This is a genomic window from Thalassotalea sp. G20_0 (assembly GCF_017744175.1).
In the GTDB taxonomy this organism is placed as follows: Bacteria; Pseudomonadota; Gammaproteobacteria; order Pseudomonadales; family Endozoicomonadaceae; genus Endozoicomonas.
This window is the reverse complement of sequence record NZ_JAGHQV010000026.1, coordinates 61,274-86,308: the sequence shown is the minus strand read 5'-3', so window position 1 is coordinate 86,308 and position 25,035 is coordinate 61,274. Positions and strand designations below refer to the sequence as shown.

The 25,035-nt window shown below is 49.8% G+C and carries 9 protein-coding genes; all 9 read left to right on the top strand.

Annotated elements, in window-relative coordinates:
* Positions 1–2 precede the first annotated feature (2 nt).
* The 9 genes from J7438_RS28360 to J7438_RS15865 all read left to right on the top strand — a co-directional run bounded on the left by J7438_RS28360 (position 3) and on the right by J7438_RS15865 (position 25,022).
* Positions 3–140 carry an RAP domain-containing protein gene (locus J7438_RS28360; protein ID WP_209277330.1) on the top strand — a complete coding sequence of 46 codons (138 nt, stop codon included), beginning with the start codon at positions 3–5 and terminating at the stop codon, positions 138–140.
* 510 nt (positions 141–650) lie between these two features.
* On the top strand, positions 651–4,691 hold the full coding sequence (locus J7438_RS15900; RefSeq protein ID WP_209277329.1) for a DUF1601 domain-containing protein: 4,041 nt from the start codon (positions 651–653) through the stop codon (positions 4,689–4,691).
* A 277-nt stretch (positions 4,692–4,968) separates the two neighbouring features.
* Entirely contained in the window at positions 4,969–7,638 is a 2,670-nt protein-coding gene (locus J7438_RS15895) for a DUF1601 domain-containing protein (protein ID WP_209277328.1), read from the top strand.
* 347 nt (positions 7,639–7,985) lie between these two features.
* Positions 7,986–10,982: an RAP domain-containing protein gene (locus tag J7438_RS15890; RefSeq protein ID WP_209277327.1), complete on the top strand. Its 2,997-nt coding sequence runs from the start codon at positions 7,986–7,988 to the stop codon at positions 10,980–10,982.
* 231 nt (positions 10,983–11,213) lie between these two features.
* Positions 11,214–12,452: a class I SAM-dependent methyltransferase gene (locus J7438_RS15885; protein WP_209277326.1), complete on the top strand. Its 1,239-nt coding sequence runs from the start codon at positions 11,214–11,216 to the stop codon at positions 12,450–12,452.
* Positions 12,453–12,597: 145 nt separating this feature from the next.
* Positions 12,598–15,735, top strand: coding sequence for an RAP domain-containing protein (locus J7438_RS15880; protein WP_209277325.1), 3,138 nt, complete (start codon positions 12,598–12,600; stop codon positions 15,733–15,735).
* Positions 15,736–15,786: 51 nt separating this feature from the next.
* Positions 15,787–18,510 (top strand): DUF1601 domain-containing protein, encoded by a 2,724-nt coding sequence (locus J7438_RS15875; protein ID WP_209277324.1) that lies wholly within the window; start codon positions 15,787–15,789, stop codon positions 18,508–18,510.
* Between the two features lie 140 nt (positions 18,511–18,650).
* The gene (locus J7438_RS15870; RefSeq protein ID WP_209277323.1) at positions 18,651–21,764 is read left to right on the top strand and encodes a DUF1601 domain-containing protein; all 3,114 of its coding nucleotides are present in this window, start codon (positions 18,651–18,653) and stop codon (positions 21,762–21,764) included.
* 105 nt (positions 21,765–21,869) lie between these two features.
* Positions 21,870–25,022, top strand: coding sequence for a DUF1601 domain-containing protein (locus J7438_RS15865; protein WP_209277322.1), 3,153 nt, complete (start codon positions 21,870–21,872; stop codon positions 25,020–25,022).
* The last annotated feature ends 13 nt before the right edge of the window (positions 25,023–25,035 follow it).

Genomic DNA, 25,035 nt, shown 5'->3' with positions numbered 1-25,035 from the left:
ACATGGTGATTGAAATTCAGGGACCGTCTCATTACGTAAGTAATGATTTCAAAATCAGGAATGGTTCAACTCTGCTTAAAATAGCACTGCTGCAAAAATCAGGATTTGAGGTCATTGAAATCCCGGTAAACCAGCTTTAGAGCCAGAATTCAATAAAGCTATGCATTGATCAAATAAAGGCCAGGGTGGACATCCCGCCACAGGGTCATGGCTGCGTATCACTTGACATCGGATCGGTAGAGGGGACAAACGTTACCGCCGATAAAAAGTGGCAATCTTCAAATCATTGTTACTTAGCCGCCGAAGAAAATTCAGAAAAGCAAACAGACAAACCAAAAAAAAGAAAAAGAAATAGAAAAAAAAAGCCAATAACCGCTTCCCCTTCATCATGACTCCAGAACCGTGCTCACATTCCGGGGAAGGAGAGCTTCCAGCATTTCGACCGCATCCGCAGGTGATCCCCGGGCAGATTGATCAAAGGTTGTAGCTGATTGTCTCGCCCCGGATAATTTGAAAATAGCGGATTGGTGGCATCAGGAGTAGATGAGTTTCTTCAACCACTGACGTCTATAGACCATTTCAGCAAAATGAACTTATGAACAGAACAGCAGTCAGCTTTTTATATTTTCATGAATTGATGAAATATAATTATGTATAACCCCCCTGCTGGCATCAGTGGTCAAGACGCAAGACCAGGTAATGACTACAACCAACCGAAAAACCGTGCCGCTTCTTCAAGGCCTGGGCGATATAGACATGCCACAGTCAGACAATGGGATAATCCCCCACGCACTACCCCGGGGCGTAATAAATTTTACCATTCTCCTGGCGCAAACACTTCTCAATATCTACAGAGCCGTTCAGTAAACTCTGCTCAAGATTTTAACACCCTCATTAAACAGGAAATAATGGATGATCTGCTGAGTAAATCGTATCGTTTCGGTCATCGCTATGATGGGAAAAATCACGGTCTATATGCCAATTCAATTAAACAATACACGTCAGCTGCTAAAAGACCGTTAAATCAAGCGGAACAAGGCCAGCTGATAAGTTTGCTGCAAAATTTTACAGCAACACGGAGCTGGAGTTGGCGAAGCCTGTCAACAACACTTCATGCATTGACTTCAGCGGGTGTTTTTACCCCTCATAGCCCCATGGATGAGCGTCTCAAGCATACTCAAGCTGCCTTATTGTCAACGCTACTGGATGCAATAATATTTAACTGCAACCAAAGACTGGAAGACAGTGATATTGATGCCCGGGGAATCGCCAACCTGCTGTGGGCCATGGCAAAACTGGTGGACAACGGGCACGAGCAGACACCAGAGTTCAAAGAGGCCGTGGCTGCGCTGTTACCCCACGTAAACGCACAAAAATCTAACTTTACACCACAGGGAATCGCCAACCTGCTGTGGGCCGTGGCCAAACTGGTGGACAACGGCCAAGAGCAGACACCCTGGCTCAAAGAGGCCGTGGCTGCACTGTTACCCGACGTAAATGCACAGAAAGCTAACTTTACACCACAGGGAATCGCCAACCTCCTGTGGGCCATGGCGAAACTGGTGGATAACGGGCATGAACAGACACCGGGGCTTAAAAAGGCTGTGGCCGCGTTGTTGCCCATCGTACGCGAACAGAAAGACCAACTTAATGCCCAGGGAATCATCAATCTGCTATGGGCCATGGCGAAACTGGTGGTCAACGGACTCGAGCAGACAGCTGATCTCAGCGAGGCCGTAGCAGCGATATTGCCCCGCGTGAACGCACAGAAAACTGACTTTAAGCCACAGGGTATCGCCAACCTGCTGTGGGCCATGGCAAAACTGGTGGACAACGGACAGGAGCGAACACCAGAGCTCAACATGGCCGTGGACGCGCTGTTGCCCCACATGAACCCACAGAAAGACCAGTTTGATCCTCAGCATATCGCCAGCCTGCTGTGGGCCATGGCGAAACTGGTGGATAACGGGCATGAACAGACACCGGGGCTTAAAAAGGGTGTGGCCGCGCTGATGCCCTTCGTGAACGCACATAAAAACCAATTTAATGCCCAGGGAATCGCCAACTTGCTGTGGGCCGTGGCGAAACTGGTGGACAACGGGCAGGAGCAGACACCGGGGCTCATAGAGGCCGTGGCCGCGCTGTTGCACCACGTGAACGCAAAGAAAGACCAATTTATACCTCAACATATCACCATCCTGTTGTGGGCCATGGCGAAACTGGGTGACAACGGGCAGGAGCAGATGCCAGAGTTCAACAGTACTGTGGTCGGTCTGCTGCCTTACGTGAACGCAAGGAAAGACCAATTTATACCTCAACATATCACCATCCTGTTGTGGGCCATGGCGAAACTGGTGGACAATGGGCAGGAGCAGACACCAGGGCTTAAAAAAGCGGTGGCCGCGCTGCTGCCCCACGTGAACGCACAGGCAGACCAATTTAATGCCCAGGGAATCTCCAACCTGCTGTGGTCCATAGCGAAACTGGTGGACAACGGGCAGGAACGGACACCAGAGATCAAAGAGGCCCTGGGTACCCTGTTACACCACGTGAACGCACAGAAGTACCAATTTATCCCTCAGCATATCGCCATCCTGTTGTGGGCCATGGCGAAACTGGTGGACAACGGGCAGGAGCAGACAGCAGAGTTCAACGTGGCTGTGGCACGGCTGTTGTCCAATTTGAACGCAACCAAAGACCAATTTATTCCTCAGCAAATTGCCAACCTGCTGTGGGCCATGGCGAAACTGGTGGACAACGGCCAGGAACAGACACCAGGGCTTAAAAAAGCTGTGGTCGCGCTGTTGCCCCACGTGAACGCACAGGCAGATCAATTTAATGCCCAGGGAATCGCCAACCTGCTGTGGGCCATGGCGAAACTGGTGGACAACGGCCAGGAACAGACACCAGGGCTTAAAAAAGCTGTGGCCGCGCTGTTGCCCCACGTAAACGCACAGGCAGACCAATTTAATGCCCAGGGAACCTCCAACCTGCTGTGGTCCATGGCGAAACTGGTTGACAACGGCCTGGAGCCAACACCAGAGTTCAACGAGGCCGTGGCCCGGCTGTTGCCCCACGTGAACGCAACCAAAGACCAATTTCTTCCCCAGCAAATTGCCAACCTGCTGTGGGCCATGGCAAAACTGGTGGACAACGGCCAGGAACAGACACCAGGGCTTAAAAAAGCTGTGGCCGTGCTGTTGCCCTACGTGAACGCACAGGCAGACCAATTTAATGCCCAGGGAATCGCCAACCTGCTGTGGGCCATGGCGAAACTGGTGGACAACGGTCAGGAAAAGACACCAGGGCTTAAAAAAGCTGTGGCCGCGCTGTTGCCCCATGTGAACGCACAGAAAGACCAATTCAATGCTCAGGATATTACCAACCTGCTGTGTGCCATAGCGAAACTGGTGGACAACGGGCAGGAGCAGGCATCAGGGCTCAACGAGGCCATGGCCACGCTGTTACCCCTCGTGAAAGTACTGAGAGACCAATTTATTCCTCAGCATATCGCCAACCTGCTGTGGGCCATGGCGAAACTGATGGACAACGGCCTGGAACCGACACCAGAGTTCAACGAGGCCGTGGCCCGGCTATTGCCCCACGTGAACGCAATGAAAGACCATTTTATTCCTCAGCAAATCGCCAACCTGCTGTGGGCCATGGCGAAACTGGTGGACAACGGCCAGCAACAGACATCAGCGCTTAAAAAAGCTGTGGCCCCGCTGTTGCCCCACGTGCACGCAAATAAAGCCAACTTTACACCACAGGCAATCACCAACCTGCTGTGGGCCATGGCGAAACTGGTGGAAAACGGAGAGTGGACACCAGGACTTAAAGAAGCTGTGGCCGTGCTGCTGCCCTGCGTGAACCCACAGAAAGACCAATTTGATCCTCAGCATATCGCCAACCTGCTGTGGGCCATGGCGAAGCTGGGTGAACTCGTTGAGCTGCACGTGATTACCTCTTCGTTCGAATCGTTGCTCTGCCGATTCAGTGACAGCCCTCAGCTCTTTCAGCAAGATATAGCGATGTCTCTCTGGGGAGTAATGGTATGTTGTGCCAGGTTGTCTCTGGCCCCCAATGCCATTAAAAATAGCGTGCTTGAAAAGCACATGGATGACCTGTCCACTCGCCTAGAAAATACATCCCCGGACAATCAAAAGAATCAACCAATCATTACCATGGCTGCCATTTGGTTGGGGAGAGCGTGTCCGATCATCCCCCATTACCGGACAACCATTTCAAAAACTCAGGCCGACTTCCGTGATCAACTCCAATCATGCATGCCCTCTTTGAAGATTGAACAGGAAAAGAGCCTGAACTCATTGCCTCCCGTTGACCTGCTACTGCCAGATCACAACATGGTGATTGAAATTCAGGGACCGTCTCATTACGTAAGTAATGATTTCAAAATCAGGAATGGTTCAACTCTGCTTAAAATAGCACTGCTGCAAAAATCAGGATTTGAGGTCATTGAAATCCCGGCTAACCAGCTTTGGAGCCAGAATTCAATAAAACTATGCATTGATCAAATAAAGGCCAGGGTGGACATCCCGCCACAGGGTCATGGCTGTGTATCACTTAACATCGGATCGGTAGAGGAAACAAACGTTACCGCCGAAAAAAAATCAGAAAAGCACACAGACAAATCAAAAAACAGAAAAAGGAAAAGAAAAAAAAGGCACTAACCACTCCCCTTTCATCATGACTCCAGAACCCTGTTAAATTCCGGGGAAGGAAAGTTTCCAGCATTGCGACCGTATCCGCAGGTGATCAATAGGCAGATTGATCAACGGTTGCAACTGATTGTCTCGCCCCGGATAATTTGAAAATAGCGGATTGGTGGCATCAGGAGTAGATGGGTTTCTTCAACCACTGACGTTTATAGACCATTTCAGCAAAATGAACTTCTGAACAGAACAGCAGTCAGCTTTTTATATTTTCATGAATTGATGAAATATAATTATGCATAGACCCCCTGCTGGCATCAGTGGTCAATACACAAGACCAGGTAATGATTACAACCACCCGGAATACCGTGCCGCTTCTTCAAGGCTTGGGCGATATAGACATGCCACAGTCAGACAATGGGATAATCCTCCCCACATTGTCCCCGAACGTGATGAATTTTATAATTCTTCTGGCGCATCTCCTTCTCAGTATCTACTGTGCCGCTCAGTAAACCCTGCTCAAGATTTCAATGCCCTCATTAAACAGGAAATAATGGATGATCTGGTGATTAAATCGAATCGTTTCGGACATCGCTATGATGGGAGAGATCACGGGAAATATGCCAGTTTAATTAAAAAATACTCATTATCTGCTAAAAGACCGTTAAATCGGGCTGAACAAAGCCAGCTGATACGTTTGCTGCAAAATTTTACAGTATCACGGAGTTGGAATTGGCTAAGCCTGACGACAACACTTCATTCATTGACTTCAGCGGGTGTTTTTACCCCTCAAAAACCCGGGGATGAGCGTGTTCAGCTCACTCAAGCTGCCTTATTGTCTACGCTACTTGATGCAATAATATTCAAGTGCAACCAAAAACCTGAAGCCAGGGATATTGATGCCCGGGGAATCGCCAACCTGATGTGGGCCATGGCGAAACTGGTGGACAACGGGCAGGAGCGGACACCGGGTTTCAAAGAGGCCGTGGCCGCGCTGTTGCCCCACGTGAACGCACAGAAAACTAACTTTAAACCACAGGAAATCGCCAACCTGCTCTGGGCCATGGCGAAACTGGTGGACAACGGGCTGGAACAGACACCTGGACTCAACAAGGCCGTGGCCGTGCTGTTGCCCAATGTGAGCGCACAGAAATACCAATTTAATGCCCAGGGTATCACCATCCTGCTGTGGGCCATGGCGAAACTGGTGGGCAACGGGCTGGAGTGGACACCAGGGCTCAAAGAGGCTGTGGCCGCGCTGTTGCCCCACGTGGACGCACAGAAAGCTAACTTTAAACCACAGGAAATCACCAACCTGCTGTGGGCCATAGCAAAACTGACGGACAACGGGCAAGAGCAGAAGACACCAGAGTTCAAGGAGGCCATGGCCGTGCTGTTGCCCCAGGTGAACGCACAGAAAGCTAAATTTAAACCACAGGAAATAGCCAACTTGCTGTGGGCCATGGCGAAACTGGTGAACAACGGGGAGTGGTCACCAGGGCTCAAAGAGGCTGTGGCCGCGTTGTTGCCCCGCGTAAACGCACAGAAAGCTAACTTTAAACCACAGGAAATCGCCAACCTGCTGTGGGCCATGGCGAAACTGGTGGACAACGGGCAGGAACGAACACCAGAGTTCAAAGAGACCATGGCCGCGCTGTTGCCCCATGTGAACGCACAGAAAGACCAATTTATTCCTCAGCATATCGCCAACCTGCTGTGGGCCATGGCGAAACTGGTGGACAACTGGCAGGAGCGGACACCAGGGCTCATAGAGGCCGTGGAAGCGCTGTTACCCCACGTGAATGCACAGAAAGTCCAATTTAATGCTCAGGATATCGCCATCCTGCTGTGGGCCATGGCAAAACTGGTGGACAACGGGCAGGAGCAGACACCAGGGCTTAAAAAGGCTGTGGCCGCGCTGTTGCCCCACGTAAACGCACAGAAAGACCAATTTATACCTCAGCATATCGCCATCCTGCTGTGGGCCATGGCAAAACTGGTGGACAACGGGCAGGAGCAGACACCAGGGCTTAAAAAGGCTGTGGCCGCGCTGTTGCCCCTCGTGAACGCACAAAAAGACCAATTTATTCCTCAGCATATCGCCAACCTGCTGTGGGCCATGGCGAAACTGTTGGACAACGGGCAGGAGCAGACACCAGAGCTCAAAGAGGCCTTGGCCGAGCTGTTGCCCCTCGTGAACGCACAGAAAGACCAATTTATTTCTCAGCATATCGCCAACCTGCTGTGGGCCATGGCGAAACTGGGTGAGCTCGTTGAGCTGAATGTGGTTACATCCACTTTCGAATCGCTTGTTTACCGAATCAGTGAAAACCCTCAGCTCTCTCAGCAAGATATATTGATGTCTCTCTGGGGAGTAATGGTATGCTGTGCCAGGTTGTCTCTGGTCTCTAATACCAATAAAAATAACGTACTTGAAAAGCACATGGATGACCTGTTTGTTCGCCTGGAAAATACATCGCCGGATAATGAAGAGGATCAACGCATCATTGCCATGGCCGCAAGTTGGGTTGGGAGAGCGTCTCCGGTGGTTCCCCATTACCAGACAACCATTTCAAAACCTCAAGCCGATTTAAGCGACCAACTCCAATCATGCATGCCATACTTGAAGATTGAAGAAGAAAAGAGTCTGAACTCATTACCTCCGGTTGACCTGCTGCTGCCAGATCACAACATTGTGATTGAAGTTCAGGGATTGTCTCATTACGTGGGTGGTGATTTCAAAACCAGGAATGGTTCGACGCTGCTTAAAATCGCACTGCTACAAAAATCAGGATTTGAGGTCATTGAAATCCCGGTTAACGAGCTTGGGAACCTGAATTCAATGAAACTATGTATTGATCACATAAAGACCAAGGTAGACGTCCCGCCACAGGGGCATGACTCTGTATTGCTTAAAAGACGGTGGGCAGATGAGGCATACGTGACTGCCGATAAAAGAGGGTAATCCTCAGATCACTGTTACTTAACCTCCGAAGAACATTTAGAAGAGCAAACAGCCAAACCAAAAGGTAGAATAAGAAAAAAAACAGCCAGTAATCTCCTCCCTTCCATCATGACTCAAGAGCCGTTTTCCCATTCCGGGGAAGAAGGGCTTACAGCTTTTCGACTGCCAGCGTTGAATAGCTGTTACCCATGAATCGCGCTCCGGATGATTTAAAATAACGGATTGGCGGCATCAGGAGTAGATGTGTTTCCCCAACCCCTTACGTTGATAGACATTTCAGCAAAATGAACTTCTGAACAGAACAGCAGTCAGCTTTTTATATTTTCATGAATTGATGAAATATAATTATGCATAGACCCCCTGCTGGCATCAGTGGTCAATACACAAGACCAGGTAATGATTACAACCACCCGGAATACCGTGCCGCTTCTTCAAGGCTTGGGCGATATAGACATGCCACAGTCAGACAATGGGATAATCCTCCCCGCATTAACCCCGGACGTGATGAATTTTATAATTCTTCTGGCGCATCTCCTTCTCAGTATCTACTGTGCCGCTCAGTAAACCCTGTTCAAGATTTCAATGCCCTCATTAAACAGGAAATAATGGATGATCTGGTGATTAAATCGAATCGTTTCGGACATCGCTATGATGGGAGACATCACGGGAAATATGCCAGTTTAATTAAAAAATACTCGTTAGCTGCTAAAAGACCGTTAAATCGGGCTGAACAAAGCCAGCTGATACGTTTTCTACAAAATTTTACCGCAGCACGGAGTTGGAATTGGCGAAGCCTGACGACAACACTTCATTCATTGACTTCAGCGGGTGTTTTTACCCCTCATCAACCCATGGATGAGTGTGTCAAGCTTACTCAAGCTGCCTTATTATCAACGCTACTTGATGCAATCATATTCAAGTGCAGCCAAAAACCTCAAGCCAGGGATATTGAAGCCCAGGAAATCGCCAACATGCTCTGGGCCATGGCAAAACTGGTGGCCAACGGGCAGGAGCTAACACCAGAACTCAAAGAGGCTGTGGCGGCGCTGTTGCCCCACTTACCCGCAGAGCAAGCTCACTTTATACCACAGGAAATCACCAATCTGCTGTGGGCCATGGCAAAACTGGTGGGCAGTGGGCAACAGCGGACGCCAGAGTTCAACGGGGCCGTGGCCGCGCTGTTGCCCCATGTGAACGCACAGAAAGCTAACTTTAAACCACAGGAATTCACCAACCTGCTTTGGGCTATGGCAAAACTGCTGGACAACAAGCCAGAGCAGACACCAGAGTTCAAAGAGGCCGTGGCCGCGCTGTTGCCCCATGTGAACGTACAGAAAGCTAACTTAAAACCACAGGAAACCGTTAACCTGCTCTGGGCCGCGGCGAAACTGGTGGACAACGGGGAGTGGACACCGGAGCTTATAGAAGCGGTGGCCGCGCTGTTGCCCCTCGTGAAAGCACAGAAAGACCAATTTCTTCCTCAGGGAATCGCCAACCTGCTGTGGGCCATAGCGAAACTGGTGGACAAGGGGCAGAAGCAGACACCAGAGCTCAAAGAGGCTGTGGCTGTGCTGTTACCCCACGTGAACGCACAGAAAGCTGACTTTAAACCACAGGAAATCACCAACCTGCTGTGGGCCATGGCGAAACTGGTAAACAACGGCCTGGAGCAGACACCCGAGCTCAACGAGGCCGTGACCGCGCTGTTGTCCCACGTGAATATGCAGAAAGCTAACTTTAAACCACAGGAAATCGCCAACCTGCTGTGGGCCATGGCGAAACTGGTGGACAACGGGCAGCAACAGACACCAGAGCTCAACGAGGCTGTGGCCGCGCTGTTGCCCCATGTAATCGCACAGAAAGCTGACTTTAAACCACAGGAAATCACCAGCCTGCTGTGGGCCATGGCGAAACTGGGGGGGGACGGGCAGGAACGGACACCGGGGCTCAACGAGGCTGTGGCCGCACTGTTGCCCCACGTGAAAGCACAGAAAAACCAATTTAATGCCCATTGTATCGCCAACCTGCTGTGGGCCATGGCGAAAGTGACGGACAACGGTCATGAGCGGACACCAGAGTTCAGAGAGACTCTGGTCGCGCTGTTGCCCCACGTGCTGGCACAGAAAGCTAACTTTAAACCAATGGAGGTAGCCAACCTGCTGTGGGCCATGGCAAAACTGGTGGACAACGGGCAGGAGCAGACATCAGCGTTCAAAGAGGCAGTGGCTGCCCTGTTGCCCCTCGTAAAAGCACAGAAATACCAATTTTTCCCTCAACAAATCGTTATCCTGCTGTGGGCCATGGCGAAACTGGTGAACAACGGGCAGAAGCAGACATCAGCGTTCAAAGAGGCCGTGGTTGCGCTTTTGCCACTCGTGAACGCACAGGAAGGCCAATTTAATGCCCAGCATATTGCCAACCTGTTGTGGGCCATCGCGAAACTGGTGGACAACGGGCAGGAGTGGACACCGGAACTCGAAGAGGCCGTGGCCGCGCTGTTGTCCCACGTGAACGCACAGCAAGGCCAGTTTAGTACCCAGGGTATCGCCAACATGATGTGGGCCATGGTGAAACTGATAGACAGCGGGCAGGAGCAGACACCAGAGCTGAAAGAGGCCGTGGCCGCGCTGTTACCCCATGTAAACGCACATAAAGACCAATTTAATGCCCAGTGTATCGCCAACCTGTTGTGGGCCATGGCGAGCCTGGGTGAGTTCATTGAGCTGAACGTGGTTACATTTATGTTCGAATCTCTTGTCTACCGAATCAGTGAAAACCCTCAGTTCTCTCAACAAGAGATATTGATGTCTCTCTGGGGAGTAATGGTGTGCTGTGCCAGGTTGTCTCTGGTACCCAATGCCAATAAGATTAACGCACTTGAAAAGCAAATGGATGACCTGTTTACTCGTCTGGAAAATACATCCTCAGACAATGACGAGGATCAACACATCATTGCCATGGCCGCAAGCTGGCTTGGTAGACCCTCTCCGGTCGTCCCCAATTACTGGTCAAATATTTCAAAACCTCAAACCGACTTTCGCAATCAACTCCAATTATGCATGCCATCTTTGAAGATTGAAGAGGAAAAGAGTCTGAACTTATTATCGCCGGTTGACCTGCTACTGCCAGATCACAACATTGTTATTGAAATTCAGGGACCGACTCATTACGTGAGTGGTGATTTCAAAACCAGAAAGGGTTCGACTCTGCTTAAAATCGCACTGCTGAAAAAATCAGGATTTGAGGTCATTGAAGTTCCGACTAGCACGCTTTGGAACCGGGATTTAATAAAACCATGTATTGATCAAATAAAGACCAGGGTCAACATCTCGTTACAGGGGTAAGTAGTTGGCCAAATAAAATCGTTACTTAACCGCCAAAGAACATTCAGAAGAGCAAACAGACAAACCAGAATACAGGTAATAACTGTTTGCCTCGCTCCAGATGATTTGTAAGTAGATGGATTGAACTAATGACCAATACTTCAATCTTAATAAGTAAGCACAGGCTAATACCGGCTCAAGCTGAATAAACTGTTTGATCTTATTGATGACTCATCGACATGGAGAAATGTAATGATTAGAAGTATGGTCACTGATAATTTACAGGTTCCGACAACGCAACAGGGATTTACCAGAAAAACGCCCCCTGACAAACCTGATCATGTCAGGCAAAAACATAACATCGCCCAAAAATTGACAACCGCCGGCGATGGAATTCAGGAACAACAGGCCGCCAGTCTTTCCAACCGAACCATTACTGGTTTAAGCCCTCATTATACGTCGTCACCTGAAACTTACTGGGAAGCAGCCCACATGGATAATACTCCCCGGCGCTATTGCTGTGCGAGCTATGCCAATGTATCGGGTACGGCTGAACCAAAAACTGTCCGGATTGGCAACCAGCAACTGATGACACTGGATGCTTCGCAAGCATTTGTTGATTGGGCTCTAGAGGAATACAAAAACCATATAGAATTCCATAACTTCAGATTCCTGGTTGATTTTTTAAGCAAAAACAGCGAAATCGAATACATTGTAGATATTGGCTGTGGTTTCGGAGCAATATCCCTGTTAATGCAAAACTATCTCAATGAGCTGTACCCCCGGATCAAAGTAGTTCCTGTAGATATCAAAAATGCTTACGCTAATTGCGATGGAACTTTTTGTGACGATCCACAGCCCATCAACTTAATTCCGGCTCAGGAAATTGCTGGCGCTAATCCTGCGACCACTTTATTTACCGCGATACACGCTTTTACCGGCTTGCCTTCGGAAGAAATGCAACTTTGCAAAGAGATTGCACAGGGGCAAACTGATTTTTATCTCACCACACTCATAAAAAACAATCCTGGTTGTTTTGTCCTGATCACCGAAGACCCGCTCGTATCCTCACCCCAGCGATATATTCCCCCAGAGCTGGTATACACCAAACATTACCACGCGCTCGCGCAGAGCTCTACGCTGGAAGAGCTTGAGGCAGCCCCCTGGCGGCAGGCAAAAGCCGCAGAAATGAACGCAGAAAACGCTGATATCTACCAGTTAAACCAGTTGCTGGCAAAACTTCCTGAGCAGCGGGATCAATATCTATCTTTGACCTCCAAATATACAGAAGATCTGCAATGGAAAATTAGCTTAACACCTTGGCAATACACGCAGGATTATATCTTCAACTGTGCTCTTAAACGCATGACACTGAACGAGAAGATTAAATCCTTCGATAGCATCAAATCTGAGGTCGTAAAACATAACCTGGAGCTAAGTTGCTGGCATGTCTATCGCCACGATACCGATGGTTCAGAAGCTTCCCGGTGAATCTGGACAGCCACCAAGACACACTCGGCTGATGGTCGGACTCTGCATTACTCAAACACGCTTTTATAGATATTTCAGTAAAATGAACTTCTGAACAGAACAGCAGTCTGCTTTTTATATTTTCATGAATTGATGAAATATAATTATGTATAGAACCTCTGCTGGCATCAGTGGTCAATACGCAGGGCCGGGTAATGATTATAACCAACCGGAAAACTGTACCGCTTCTTCAAGGTCCGGGCGGTATAGGCATGCCACCGTCAAACAATGGCATAATTCCACCCGCACTACCCCCGGGCGTAATGAATGTTATCATTCTGCTGGCGCATGTTCTTCTCATTATCTACTGCGCCGTTCAGTAAACCCTGCTCAGAATTTTAATGCCCTCATCAAACAGGAAATAATGGCTGGTCTGGTGAGAAAATCGGATCGTTTCGGTGATCGCTATGATGGGAGACCTCACAGCCAATATGCCAATTCAATTAAAAAATACACGTCAGCTTCTAAAAGGCCGTTAAATCGGGCTGAACAAAGCCGGTTAATAAATTTTCTGCAAACATTTACCGCAACACGACGTTGGAATTGGCGAAGTCTGACGACAACACTTCATTCATTGACTTCAGCGGGTGTATTTACCCCCCATAGCCCCTTGGATAAGCGTGTTCAGCTCACTCAAACGGCCTTATTGTCCACTCTACTGGATGCAATAATCTTCAAGTGCAACCAAAAACCCGAAGTCAGGGATATAGATTCCCGGGGAATCGTTAACCTGCTGTGGGCCCTGGCGAAACTGGTGGACAACGGGCCGGAGCGGACACCAGAGTTCAAAGAGGCCATGGCCGCACTGTTACCCCATGTAATTGCACAGAGAGATCAATTTAATGGCCAGGGTATCGCCAACCTGCTGTGGGCCATGGCGAAACTGGTGGACAACAGACATGAGCGGACACCAGAGATCAAAGCGACCGTGGCCGCGTTGTTGCCCACCGTGAACACACAGAAAGCTAACTTCAATCCACAGGAAATCGCCAACCTGTTGTGGGCCATGGCGAAACTGGTGGACAACGGGCAGAAACGGACACCTGAGTTCAAACAGACCCTGGCCGCGTTGTTGCCCCGCGTGGACACACGGAAAGCTGACTTTAAACCACAGGAAATCGCCAACCTGCTGTGGGCCATGGCGAAACTGGTGGACAACGGGCAGGAGCGGACACCCGAGTTCAATGAGGCCGTGGCCGCGCTGTTGCCTCACGTGAACCCACAGAAAAACCAATTTGAACCTCAGCATATCGCCAGCCTGCTGTGGGCCATGGCGAAACTGGTGGATAACGGGCATGAACAGACACCGGGGCTTAAAAAGGCTGTGGCCGCGCTGTTACCCCAAGTGAGCGCACATAAAAACCAATTTAATGACCAGGGAATCGCCAACTTGCTATGGGCCGTGGCGAAACTGGTGGATAACGGGCAGGAGCAGACACCGGGGCTTAAAAAAGCTGTGGACGCGCTGCTGCACAACGTGAACGCAAAGAAACACCAGTTTATACCTCAACATGTCACCATCCTGTTGTGGGCCATGGCGAAACTGGTGGATAGCGGGCAGGAGCAGACACCAGAACTCAACCAGGCCGTGGCCGCGCTGTTGCCCTGCGTGAAAGTACAGAAAGACCAATTTATACCTCAGCAAACCGCCAACCTGCTGTGGGCCATGGCGAAACTGGCGGACAACGGGCACGAGCAGACACCAGAGTTCAACGAAACCCTGGCTGCGCTGTTGACCTGCGTGATCGTACAAAAAGCTAATTTTAAACCACAGGGTATCGCCAACCTGCTCTGGGCCATGGCGAAACTGGTGGACAGCGGACAAAACCGGACACCAAAGCTGAACGAGGCCGTGGCCGCGCTGTTGCTCCCCGTGAAGACACTGAAAGACCAATTTACTCCTCAACATATCGCCAATCTGCTGTGGGCCATAGCGAAAATGGTCGACAACGGACAGGAGCAGACACCAGGTCTCAAACAGACCGTGGTCGCTCTGTTGCTCCTCGTGAACTCACAAAAAGCCAACTTTAACCCGCAGGGTATTACCAACCTGCTGTGGGCCATGGCGAAACTGGCGGACAACGGGCACGAGCAGACACCAGAGTTCAACGAAACCCTGTCTGCGCTGTTGACCTGCGTGATCGTACAAAAAGCTAATTTTAAACCACAGGGTATCGCCAACCTGTTGTGGGTCATGGCAAAACTGATGGACAGCAGGCAGAGGCGGACACCAGAGTTCAACGAGGCTGTGGCCACGTTACTGCCCCATGTGAGCGCTCAGAAAGCTAACTTCAAAGCACAGGAAATTGCCAACCTGCTGTGGGCCATGGCGAAACTGGTAGACAACGGTCACGAGCAGACACCTGCGCTCAACGGGGCCATTGCCACACTATTGCCGCACGTAAACGGACATAAAGAACAATTTATTCCTCAGGGTATCGTCAACCTGCTGTGGGCCATGGCGAAACTGGTGGACAACGGCCAGGAGCAGACACCGGGGCTCAAAGAGGCGGTAGCCGTGTTGTTGCCCCACGTGAACGCACACCAGGCTAACTTTAAACCACAAGGTATCGCCAACCTGCTGATGGCCATGGCGAAACTGGGTAATCTCGTTGAGCTGAACGTGCTTACCTCTACGTTCGAATCGCTCGTCCACCGAATCAGTGACAACCCTCAGTTCTCTCAGCAAGAGATATCGATGTCTCTCTGGGGAGTAATGGTCTGCTGTGCCCGGTTGTATCTGACCTCCAATACCTATAACAATAACGTGCTTGAACAGCACATGGATCACCTGTTTACTCGCCTGGAAAATACACCCACAGACAATGAAGAGGATCTATCCATCATTGCCATGGCCGCCAGCTGGCTTGGAAGAGCGTGTCCGGTCATCCCTCATTACCAGACAACCATGTCAAAGCCTCAAGCCGATTTCCGCGATCAACTCCAATCATGCATTCCCTCTTTGAAGATTGAAGAAGAAAAGAGTCTGAACTCATTACCGCCGGTTGACCTGATACTGCCGGATCACAATATCGTTATTGAAGTTCAGGGACCGTTTCATTACGTGAGTGATGATTTCAAAAGCAGAAATGGTGCGACTCTGCTTAAAATCGCACTGCTGCAAAAAGCAGGATTTGAGGTTATTGAAATCCCGGCTAACACGCTTTGGAACCCGGATTTAATGAAACCATACATTCATCAAATAAAAACCAGGATAGACATTTTCAGTAAAATGAACTTCTGAACAGCACAGCAGTCTGTTTTTTATATTCTCATGAATTAATGAAATATAAATATGCATAAAACCTCTGTCGGTATCAGTGGTAAATACGCAAGACCAGGTAATGGTCACAACCAACCAGATGACCATGGTACTTCTTCAAGGCTTGGACGATATAGACAGGCCACAGTCAGACGGTGTGATAATCCCCCCCGCTCTGCCCCGGAGCGTAATGAGTTTTACCATTCTTCTGGCGCATGCCCTTCTCTACAGCGTCGTTCAGTAAACCCTGCGCAAGATTTTAATGCCCTCATTAAACAGGAAATAATGGATGATCTGTTGAGTAAATCGGATTATTTCGGTCATCGCTATAATGGGAGAAATCACGGGCAATATGCCTGTTCAATTAAAAAATACACGTCAGCTGCTAAAAGACCGTTAAATCGAGCTGAACAAAGCCAGCTGATACGTTTGCTGCAAAATTTTACCGCAACACGAAGCTGGAATTGGCGAAGCCTGACAACAACATTTCATTCGTTTACTTCATCGGGTGTGTTTACCCATCATAAACCCATGGATGAGCGTATTAAACTTACTCAAGATCACTTGTTGTCAACGCTACTTGATGCAATAACATTCAAGTGCAACCAAAAACCTGAAGCCAGGGATATTGATGCCATGGGAATCGCTAACCTGCTATGGGCCATGGCAAAACTGGTGGACAGCAGGCAAGAGCAAACAACAGACTTCAATGGGGCTGTGGCCGCGCTGTTGCCCCACGTAAACGCACTGAAAGCTAACTTTAAACCACAGGGCATTGCCAACCTGCTGTGGGCCATGGCGAAACTGGTGGACAACGGTCAAGAGCGGATACCAGGACTCAAAGAGGCCGTGGCCACGCTGTTACACCGCGTGAACACACAGAAAGCTGACTTTAAACTACAGGAAACCACCAACCTGCTGTGGGCCATGGCGAAACTGGTGGACAACGGACAAGAGCAAACACAAGAGTTCAAGGAAGCTGTGGCCTTGCTGTTGATTCTTGTGTACGCACAGAAAGACCAGTTTAATGCCCAGCGCATCGCCAACCTGCTGTGGGCCCTGGCGAAACTGGCGGACAACGGCCAGGAGCGGACGCCCGGGTTCAATAAAGCCGTGACCGCGCTGTTGCTGGACGTGAACGCACAGAAAAACCAATTTAATGCCCAGGGCATTGCCAACTTGCTGTGGGCGATAGTGAAACTGGTGGACAACGGCCGGGAGCGCACACCAGAATTCAAAGAAGCCGTGGCCGTGTTGTTGCCCTGCGTGAACGCACAGAAAGCTAACTTTAAACCACAGGGTATCGCCAACCTGTTTTGGGTCATGGCGAAACTGGCGGACATTGGGCAGGAGCGGACAACCGAGCTCAACGAAGCCATGACTGCGTTGTTGCCCTATGTGAACGCTCAGAAAGCTAACTTTAAACCACAGGGTATCACCAACCTGCTGTGGGCCATGGCGAAACTGGCGGACAACGGCCAGGAGTCGGTGACCGAGTTCAATGAAGCCATAGCCGCGCTGTTGCCCCAGGTGAACGCACACAAAGACCAGTTTATTCCTCAGCATGTCGCCAACCTGCTGTGGGCCCTGGCGAAACTATTGGATAACGGCCCGGAGCAGACACAAGAACTCAATGAGGCCGTGGCCGATCTTTTGCCCTGCGTGAACGCACAGAAAGACCAATTTATTCCTCAGCAAATCGCCAGTTTGATGTGGGTCATGGCAAAACTGGTGGATAACGGACAGGAGTGGACGCCAGAATTCTACGAAGCTGTGGCCGCGCTGTTGCCCCAGGTGATCGCACAGAAAGCTGACTTTAAACCACAGGAAATCGCCAACCTGCTGTGGGCCACGGCGAAGCTGGTGGACAACAGTCATCAGCAGGCAGCAGAGCTCAACGAAACCGTGGCTGTGCTGTTGCCCCTCGTTAACGCACAAAAAAATGACTTTATGCCACAGGAAATCGCCAACCTGCTGTGGGCCACGGCGAAGCTGGCGGACAACGGGCAGGAGCAGACAGCCGGGTTTAAAGAGGCAGTGGCCGCGCTGTTGCCCCTTGTGCATGAACTGGAAGCTAATTTTAAACCACAGGAAATCGCCAACCTGCTGTGGGCCACAGCGAAACTGGGTGAACTCCTTGAGCTGGACATAGTTGATTCCTCGCTCAAACCTCTTGTCTACCGAATCAGTGAAAACCCTCAGTTCTCTCAGCAAGACATATTGATGTCTCTATGGGGAGTAATGGTATGGTGTGCAAGGTTGTCCCTGATCTCCACAGCCAGTCAAAATAGCGTGCTTGAAAAGTACATGGATGACCTTTTTACTCGCCTGGAAAATACATCCCCAAACAGTGAAGATGAACAATCCATCATTGCCATGGCCGCAAGTTGGCTTGGCAGAGCGTGTTCGATCGTCCCCAATTACCAGACCACCATGTCAAAACCTCAAACTGACTTCCGCGATCAACTCCAATCATGCATTCCCTCTTTGAAAATTGAAGAAGAAAAGTGTCTGAACTCACTACCTCCGGTTGACCTGCTACTGCCAGATCACAACATTGTTATTGAAATTCAGGGACGGTTTCATTATGTGTGTGGTGATTTCAAAACAAGGAATGGTTCGACTCTGCTTAAAATCGCACTGTTGAAAAAAGCAGGATTTGAGGTCATTGAAATCCCTGCTAACACGGTTTGGAGCCGGGATTTAATGAAACCATGTATTGATCAAATAAAGGCCAGGGAAGTAGCTTCCAGATGATTTAACACAGCGGATTGTGGCATCACGAATCCGATCTGTTTCCCCAACCGCTCACGTTTATAGACATGTTCAGCAAAATGAACTTCTGAACAGAACAGCAGTCTGTTTTTTATATTTTCATGAATTAATGAAATATAATTATGCATAGAAGCTCTGCTGGAATCAGTCGTATGTACGCAAGACCAGGTAATGATGCCAACCAACCGGATGCCCATGACGCTTCTTCAAGGCGTGTGCAATATAGACAGGGCACAGTCGGACAATGGGATAATCCTTCCCGCACTACTCCGGTGCATAATGAATTTTACCATTTCTCTGGCGCACGCCTTTCTCAAAATATACTGAGTCGTTCAGTAAAACCTGCTCAGGATTTTAATGCCCTTATCAAACAGGAAATAATGGCTGGTCTGGTGCGTAAATCGGATCGTTACGGTCCTTTCTATGATGGGAAACCACACAGTCAATATGCCAACTCAATTAAAAAATACACGTCAGCTGTTAAAAGACCGTTAAATCGCTCGGAACAATGCCACCTGATACATTTGCTGCAAAATTTCACAATAACAAGGAGTTGGAATTGGCGAAGCCTGACAACAACACTTCATTCATTGACTTCAGCGGGTGCTTTTACCCCTCATAATCCCATGAATGAACGTGTTAAGCTCACTCAAACTGCCTTATTGTCCACTCTACTTGATGGAGTAAGATTGAAGTGCATCCAGAAACCTGAAGCCCGGGATATTGATGCCCAGGGAGTCGCCAACCTGCTGTGGGCCATGGCAAAACTGGTGGACAGCGGGCTGGAGCGGACACCAGGGCTCAAAGAGACTGTGAACGCGCTGTTGCCCCATGTGCATGCACAGAAAGACCAATTTATTCCGCAGAATATCGCCAATATGCTGTGGGCCATGGCGAAACTGGCGGACAATCGGCAGGAGTGGACACCTAGGCTCCACGAGTCTGTGACCACGCTGTTACCCCACGTGAAAGCACAAAAAGCTCACTTTAAATCACAGGAAATCGCCAACCTGCTGTGGGCCATGGCGAAGCTGGTGGACAACGGGCAGGAGTTGACACCAGAGCTCAGCGAAGCCGTGGCCGCACTTTTGCCCCGTGTGAACACACAGAAAGGCCAATTTATTCCTCAACATATTGCCAACCTGCTGTGGGCCATGGCAAAACTGGCGGACAAAGGGCAGGAGCAGACACCAGGGCTCAAAGAGGCTGTGACCGCACTTTTGTCCCATATACAGGTAAAGAAAAACCAATTTATTCCTCAGGGTATCGCCAACCTGCTGTGGGCCACGGCGAAACTGGTGGATAACGGGCAGGAACGGACACCAGAGCTCAACGAGGCAGTGGCCGCGCTGTTGCCCCGCGTGAACGCACACAAAGCTAACTTTATACCACAGGAAATCGCCAGTCTGCTGTGGGCCATGGCGAAGCTGGTGGACAATGGGCAGGAGTGGACACCAGGGCTCAACGAGGCTGTGGCCACTCTGTTGCCCCACGTGAACGCACAGAAAGCTCACTTTAAATCACAGGAAATCACCAACCTGCTGTGGGCCATGGCGAAACTGGTGGACAACAGGCAGGAACGGACACCAGAACTCAACGAGGCAGTGGCCGTGCTATTGCCCCGCGTGAACGCACACAAAGCTAACTTTATACCACAGGAAATCGCCAACCTGCTGTGGGCCATGGCGAAGCTGGTGGACAATGGGCAGAAGTGGACACCAGGGCTCAACAAGGCTGTGGCTGCGCTGTTGCCCCAAGTGAACGCACACAAAGCTCAATTTAAATCACAGGAAATCGCCAACCTGCTGTGGGCCATGGCGAAACTGGTAGACAACGGGCTGGAGCAGACACCGGGGCTAAAAACGGCCGTGAACGCGCTATTGTCCCGCGTGAACGCACAGAGAGATCAATTTATTCCTCAGCATATCGCCAACCTGATGTGGGCCACGGCGAAACTGGTGGACTACGGGCAAAAGTGGACACCAAACCTCAACGAGGCCGTAGCTGCGCTATTGCCCCAAGTGAACGTACAGAAAGACCAATTTATTCCTCAGCATATCGCCAACCTGCTGTGGGCCATGGCGAAAATGGTGGACAGCGGGCTGGAGCGGACACTCGAGCTTAACAAGGTCCTGGCCGCGCTGTTGCCCCACATGAACGCACAGAAAAACCAATTTAATGTCCAGGGTATCACCAACCTGCTGTGGGCCATGGCAAAACTGGCGGACAACAGGTACGAGCAGACACCAGAGTTCAACGAAGCGGTGGCTGCACTGTTGACCAGCGTGATCGTACAAAAAGTTAATTTTAAACCACAGCAAATCGCCAACCTGCTGTGGGCCATGGCGAAAATGGTGGACAACGGGCAGGAGCTGACACCAGAGCTCAACGAGGCTGTGGTCGCGATGTTGCCCCAAGTGAACGCACAGAAAGCTCACTTTAAATCAAAGGAAATCGCCAACCTGCTGTGGGCCACGGCAAAACTGGGTGAACTCATTGAGTTGAACCTGGCTACCTCTACGTTCGAATCGCTTGTCTATCGAATCAGTAAGAATCTGCAGTTTTCTCAGGAAGAGATATCGATGTCTCTCTGGGGAATAATGGTATGCTGTGCCAGGCTGTCTCTAGACTCCAATGCCAATAAAAATAATGTGTTTGAAAAGCACATGGATGACCTGTTGAATCGCCTGGAAAATACCTCGCCAGATAATGATGAGGATCAATCCATCATGTTCATGGCCGCAAGTTGGCTTGGCAGAGCCTGTCCGGTCATCCCCCGTTACCAGACAATCATGTCAAAATCTCAATCCGATTTCCGCGATCAACTCCAATCATCCATTCCATCTCTGAAGATTGAAGAAGAAAAGAGTCTGAACTCATTACCTCCGGTTGACCTGCATCTGCCAGATCACAACATGGTGATTGAAGTTCAGGGACCATCTCATTACGTGGGTGGTGATTTCAAAACCAGGAACGGCTCGACTCTGCTTAAAATCGCACTGCTGCAAAAATCAGTATTTGAGGTCATTGAAATCCCGACTAACCAGCTTTTGACCAAAGATTTAATGAAACCATATATTGATCAAATAAAGATCAGGGTAAACATCCCGCCACAGGGTCATGACTCTGTATCACTTAAAAGAGGCTGGGCAGGTGCTGCATACGTTACTGACGAAGAACAGTTAGGAGAGCAAACCGGTAAACCCGCAAAGAGGAAGAAAACAAACAGCCGGTAATCGCCTTCCTCCCATCATGACTCAAGTAAACTTTTTTGCAAAATGAACTTCTGAGCAGAACAGCAGTCTGCTTTTTATATCTTCATGAATTAATGAAATATAATTATGGATAGAGGTTCTGCTGGTATCAGTGGTCAATACACAAAATCAGATAACGGTTACAACCAACGGAATGGCCATACCCCTTTTTTAAGGCATGGGCGATACAGACATGCCACAGTCAGACAATGGGATAATCCCTCCCGCACCGCACCGGGTGGCAATGAATTTTACCATTCTTCTGGCACACGCCCTTCTCAATATTTAATGCACCGTTCTGTAAACCCTGCTCAAGATTTTAATGCCCTCATCAAACAGGAAATAATGGATGACCTGGTCAGTAAATCGGATCGTTTCGGTCATCGCTATGATGGGAGAAATCACGGGCAATATGCCAGTTCAATTAAAAGATACACGTCAGCTGTTAAAAGACCGTTAAATCGAACAGAACAAAGCCAGCTGATGCGTTTGCTGCAAAATTTTACCGCAACACGGAGCTGGAATTGGCGAAGCCTGACGACAACACTTCACTCATTGACTTCAGCGGGTGTTTTTACCCTTCATAAACCTATGGACGAGCGAGTTAAACTTACTCAGGCTAGCTTATTGTCAACGCTACTTGATGCAATCATATTTAACTGCAACCAAAAACTTCCAGCCAGAGATATTGATACTCAGGGTGTCGCCAACCTTCTGTGGGCCATGGCAAAACTGGTGAACAACGGGCAGGAACGGACACCAGAGTTCAACGAGGCCGTGGTCGCTTTATTACACCGCGTGAAAGCACAGAAAGCTGACTTTAAACCACAGGAAATCGCCAACCTGCTGTGGGCCATGGCGAAACTGGTGGACAACAGGCTGGAGCAGACGCCAGAGCTCAACGAGGCCGTGGCCGCGTTGTTGCCCCACGTGAACGCACAGAAAGAGCAATTTATTCCTCAGCATATCGCCAACCTGCTATGGGCCATGGCGAAACTGGTGGACAAAGGGCTGGAGCGGTCACCAGGTCTCAACAAGGCAGTGGCCGTGCTGTTGCTCCGGGTGAACGCACAGAAAGCCAGCTATAAACCACAGGAAATCTCCAACCTGCTATGGGCCATGGCGAAACTGGTGGACAGCGGGCTGGAGCAAACACCAGAGCTCAAAGATGCTGTGGCCGCACTGTTGCCCCACGTGAACGTACAGAAAGATCAATTTATTCCTCAGGCTATCGTCAACATGCTGTGGGCCATGGCGAAACTCGTGGACAACGGGCTGGAAGGGACACCAAAGTTCAAAGAGGCTGCGGCCGCGCTGCTGTCCCGCGTGAACGCGCAGAAAGCTAACTTTAAACCACAAGGTATCGCCAACCTGCTGTGGGCCATGGCGAAACTGGTGGACAACGGACAGGAGCGGACACCAGAGTTCAACGAGACCGTGGCCGCGTTGTTGCACCAGGTGAACGTACAGAAAGACCAATTTAATGCCCAGGAAATCACCAACCTGCTGTGGGCCATGGCGAAACTGGTGGACAACGGACAGGAGCGAACAACGGAGCTCAAAGATACTGTGCCCACACTGTTGCCCCACGTGAATGCACAGAAAGACCAATTTATTCCCCAGCATATCGCCAACCTGCTGTGGGCAATGGCAAAACTGGTGGACAACGGGTACGAGCAGACACCAGAGTTCAACGAAGCGGTGGCTACGCTGTTGACCTGCGTGATCGTACAAAAAGCTAACTTTAACCCACAGGAAATTGCCAACCTGCTGTGGGCCATGGCGAAACTGGTGGATCTCGGGCAGGAGCAGACACCAGGGCTCAACAAGGCTGTGGTCGCGCTGTTGCCCCCCGTGAACGCACACAAAGACCAATTTAATACCCAGGGTATTGCCAACCTGCTGTGGGCCACGGCTAAACTGGTGAACAGCGGGCAGGAGCTGACGCCAGAGCTCAAAGAAGTCGTGTCCGCGCTGTTGCCCTGGGTGAACGCACAGAAAGCTAACTTTAAACCACAGGAAATCAACAACCTGCTGTGGGCCATGGCGAAACTGGTGGATAACGGGCAGGAGCAGACACCGGAACTCAAAGATGCTGTGACCGCACTGTTGCCCAACGTGAATGCACAGAAAGACCAATTTATTCCCCAGCATATCGCCAACCTGCTGTGGGCCATGGCAAAACTGGTGGACAACGGGTACGAGCAGACACCAGAGTTCAACGAAACGGTGGCTACGCTGTTCACCTGCGTGATCGTACAAAAAGCCAACTTTAACCCACAGAAAATCGCCAACCTGCTGTGGGCCATGGCGAAACTGGTGGACAACGGGCAGGAGCAGTCACCAGGGCTCAACGAGGCTGTGGTCGCGCTGTTGCCCCTCGTGAACGCACAGAAAGACCAATTCAATGCCCAGGGTATTGCCAACCTGCTGTGGGCCATGGCGAAACTGGGTGAACTCATTGACCTGAATCTGGCTATCTCTACATTCGAATCGCTTGTCTATCGAATCAATAAGAACCTGCAGTTTTCTCAGGAAGAGATATCGATGTCTCTCTGGGGAGTCATGGTATGCTGTGCCAGGTTGCCTCCAGACTCCAATGCCAATAAAAATAACATGTTTGAAAAGCACATGGATGACCTGTTGACTCGCCTGGAAAATACCTCGCCAGATAATGAAGATGATCAAACCATCATGTTCATGGCCGCAAGTTGGCTTGGCAGAGCCTGTCCGGTCGTTCGCCATTACCAGACAAACATTTCAAAAACCCAGGTCGACTTCCGCGATCAACTCCAATCATATCTGCCCTCTTTGAAGATTGAAGAAGAAAAGAGTCTGAACTCATTACCTCCGGTTGACCTGCTACTGCCAGATCACAACGTTGTGATTGAAGTTCAGGGCCCCTCTCATTACGTGGGTGGTGATTTCAAAACCAGAAATGGTTCGACTCTGCTGAAAATCGCACTGCTGCAAAAATCAGGATTTGAGGTCATTGAAATCCCGGTTAACCAGCTGTTGAACAACGATTTGATGAAACCCTGTATTGATCAAATAAAGATCAGGACAGGCATCCCGCCACAGGGTCATGACTCTGTTTCACTTAAAAGACGGTGGACAAATGCTGCATACGTGACTGGTGAAGAACATTTAGAAAAGCCAACCAACCCGGCAAAGAGAAAGAAAACAGTCAGTAATCACCTTCCTCCTATCATGACTCAAGTAAACTTTTCTACACAATGAACTTCTGGCCAGA

Bases quoted from the DNA above. Each gene is read 5' to 3' on its own strand.
- J7438_RS15880 (WP_209277325.1), top strand. From the start codon at position 12,598: ATGTATAGAACCTCTGCTGGCATCAGTGGTCAATACGCAGGGCCGGGT.
- J7438_RS15865 (WP_209277322.1), top strand. From the start codon at position 21,870: ATGGATAGAGGTTCTGCTGGTATCAGTGGTCAATACACAAAATCAGAT.
- J7438_RS15900 (WP_209277329.1), top strand. From the start codon at position 651: ATGTATAACCCCCCTGCTGGCATCAGTGGTCAAGACGCAAGACCAGGT.
- J7438_RS15875 (WP_209277324.1), top strand. From the start codon at position 15,787: ATGCATAAAACCTCTGTCGGTATCAGTGGTAAATACGCAAGACCAGGT.
- J7438_RS15895 (WP_209277328.1), top strand. From the start codon at position 4,969: ATGCATAGACCCCCTGCTGGCATCAGTGGTCAATACACAAGACCAGGT.
- J7438_RS15885 (WP_209277326.1), top strand. From the start codon at position 11,214: ATGATTAGAAGTATGGTCACTGATAATTTACAGGTTCCGACAACGCAA.
- J7438_RS15890 (WP_209277327.1), top strand. From the start codon at position 7,986: ATGCATAGACCCCCTGCTGGCATCAGTGGTCAATACACAAGACCAGGT.
- J7438_RS15870 (WP_209277323.1), top strand. From the start codon at position 18,651: ATGCATAGAAGCTCTGCTGGAATCAGTCGTATGTACGCAAGACCAGGT.
- J7438_RS28360 (WP_209277330.1), top strand. From the start codon at position 3: ATGGTGATTGAAATTCAGGGACCGTCTCATTACGTAAGTAATGATTTC.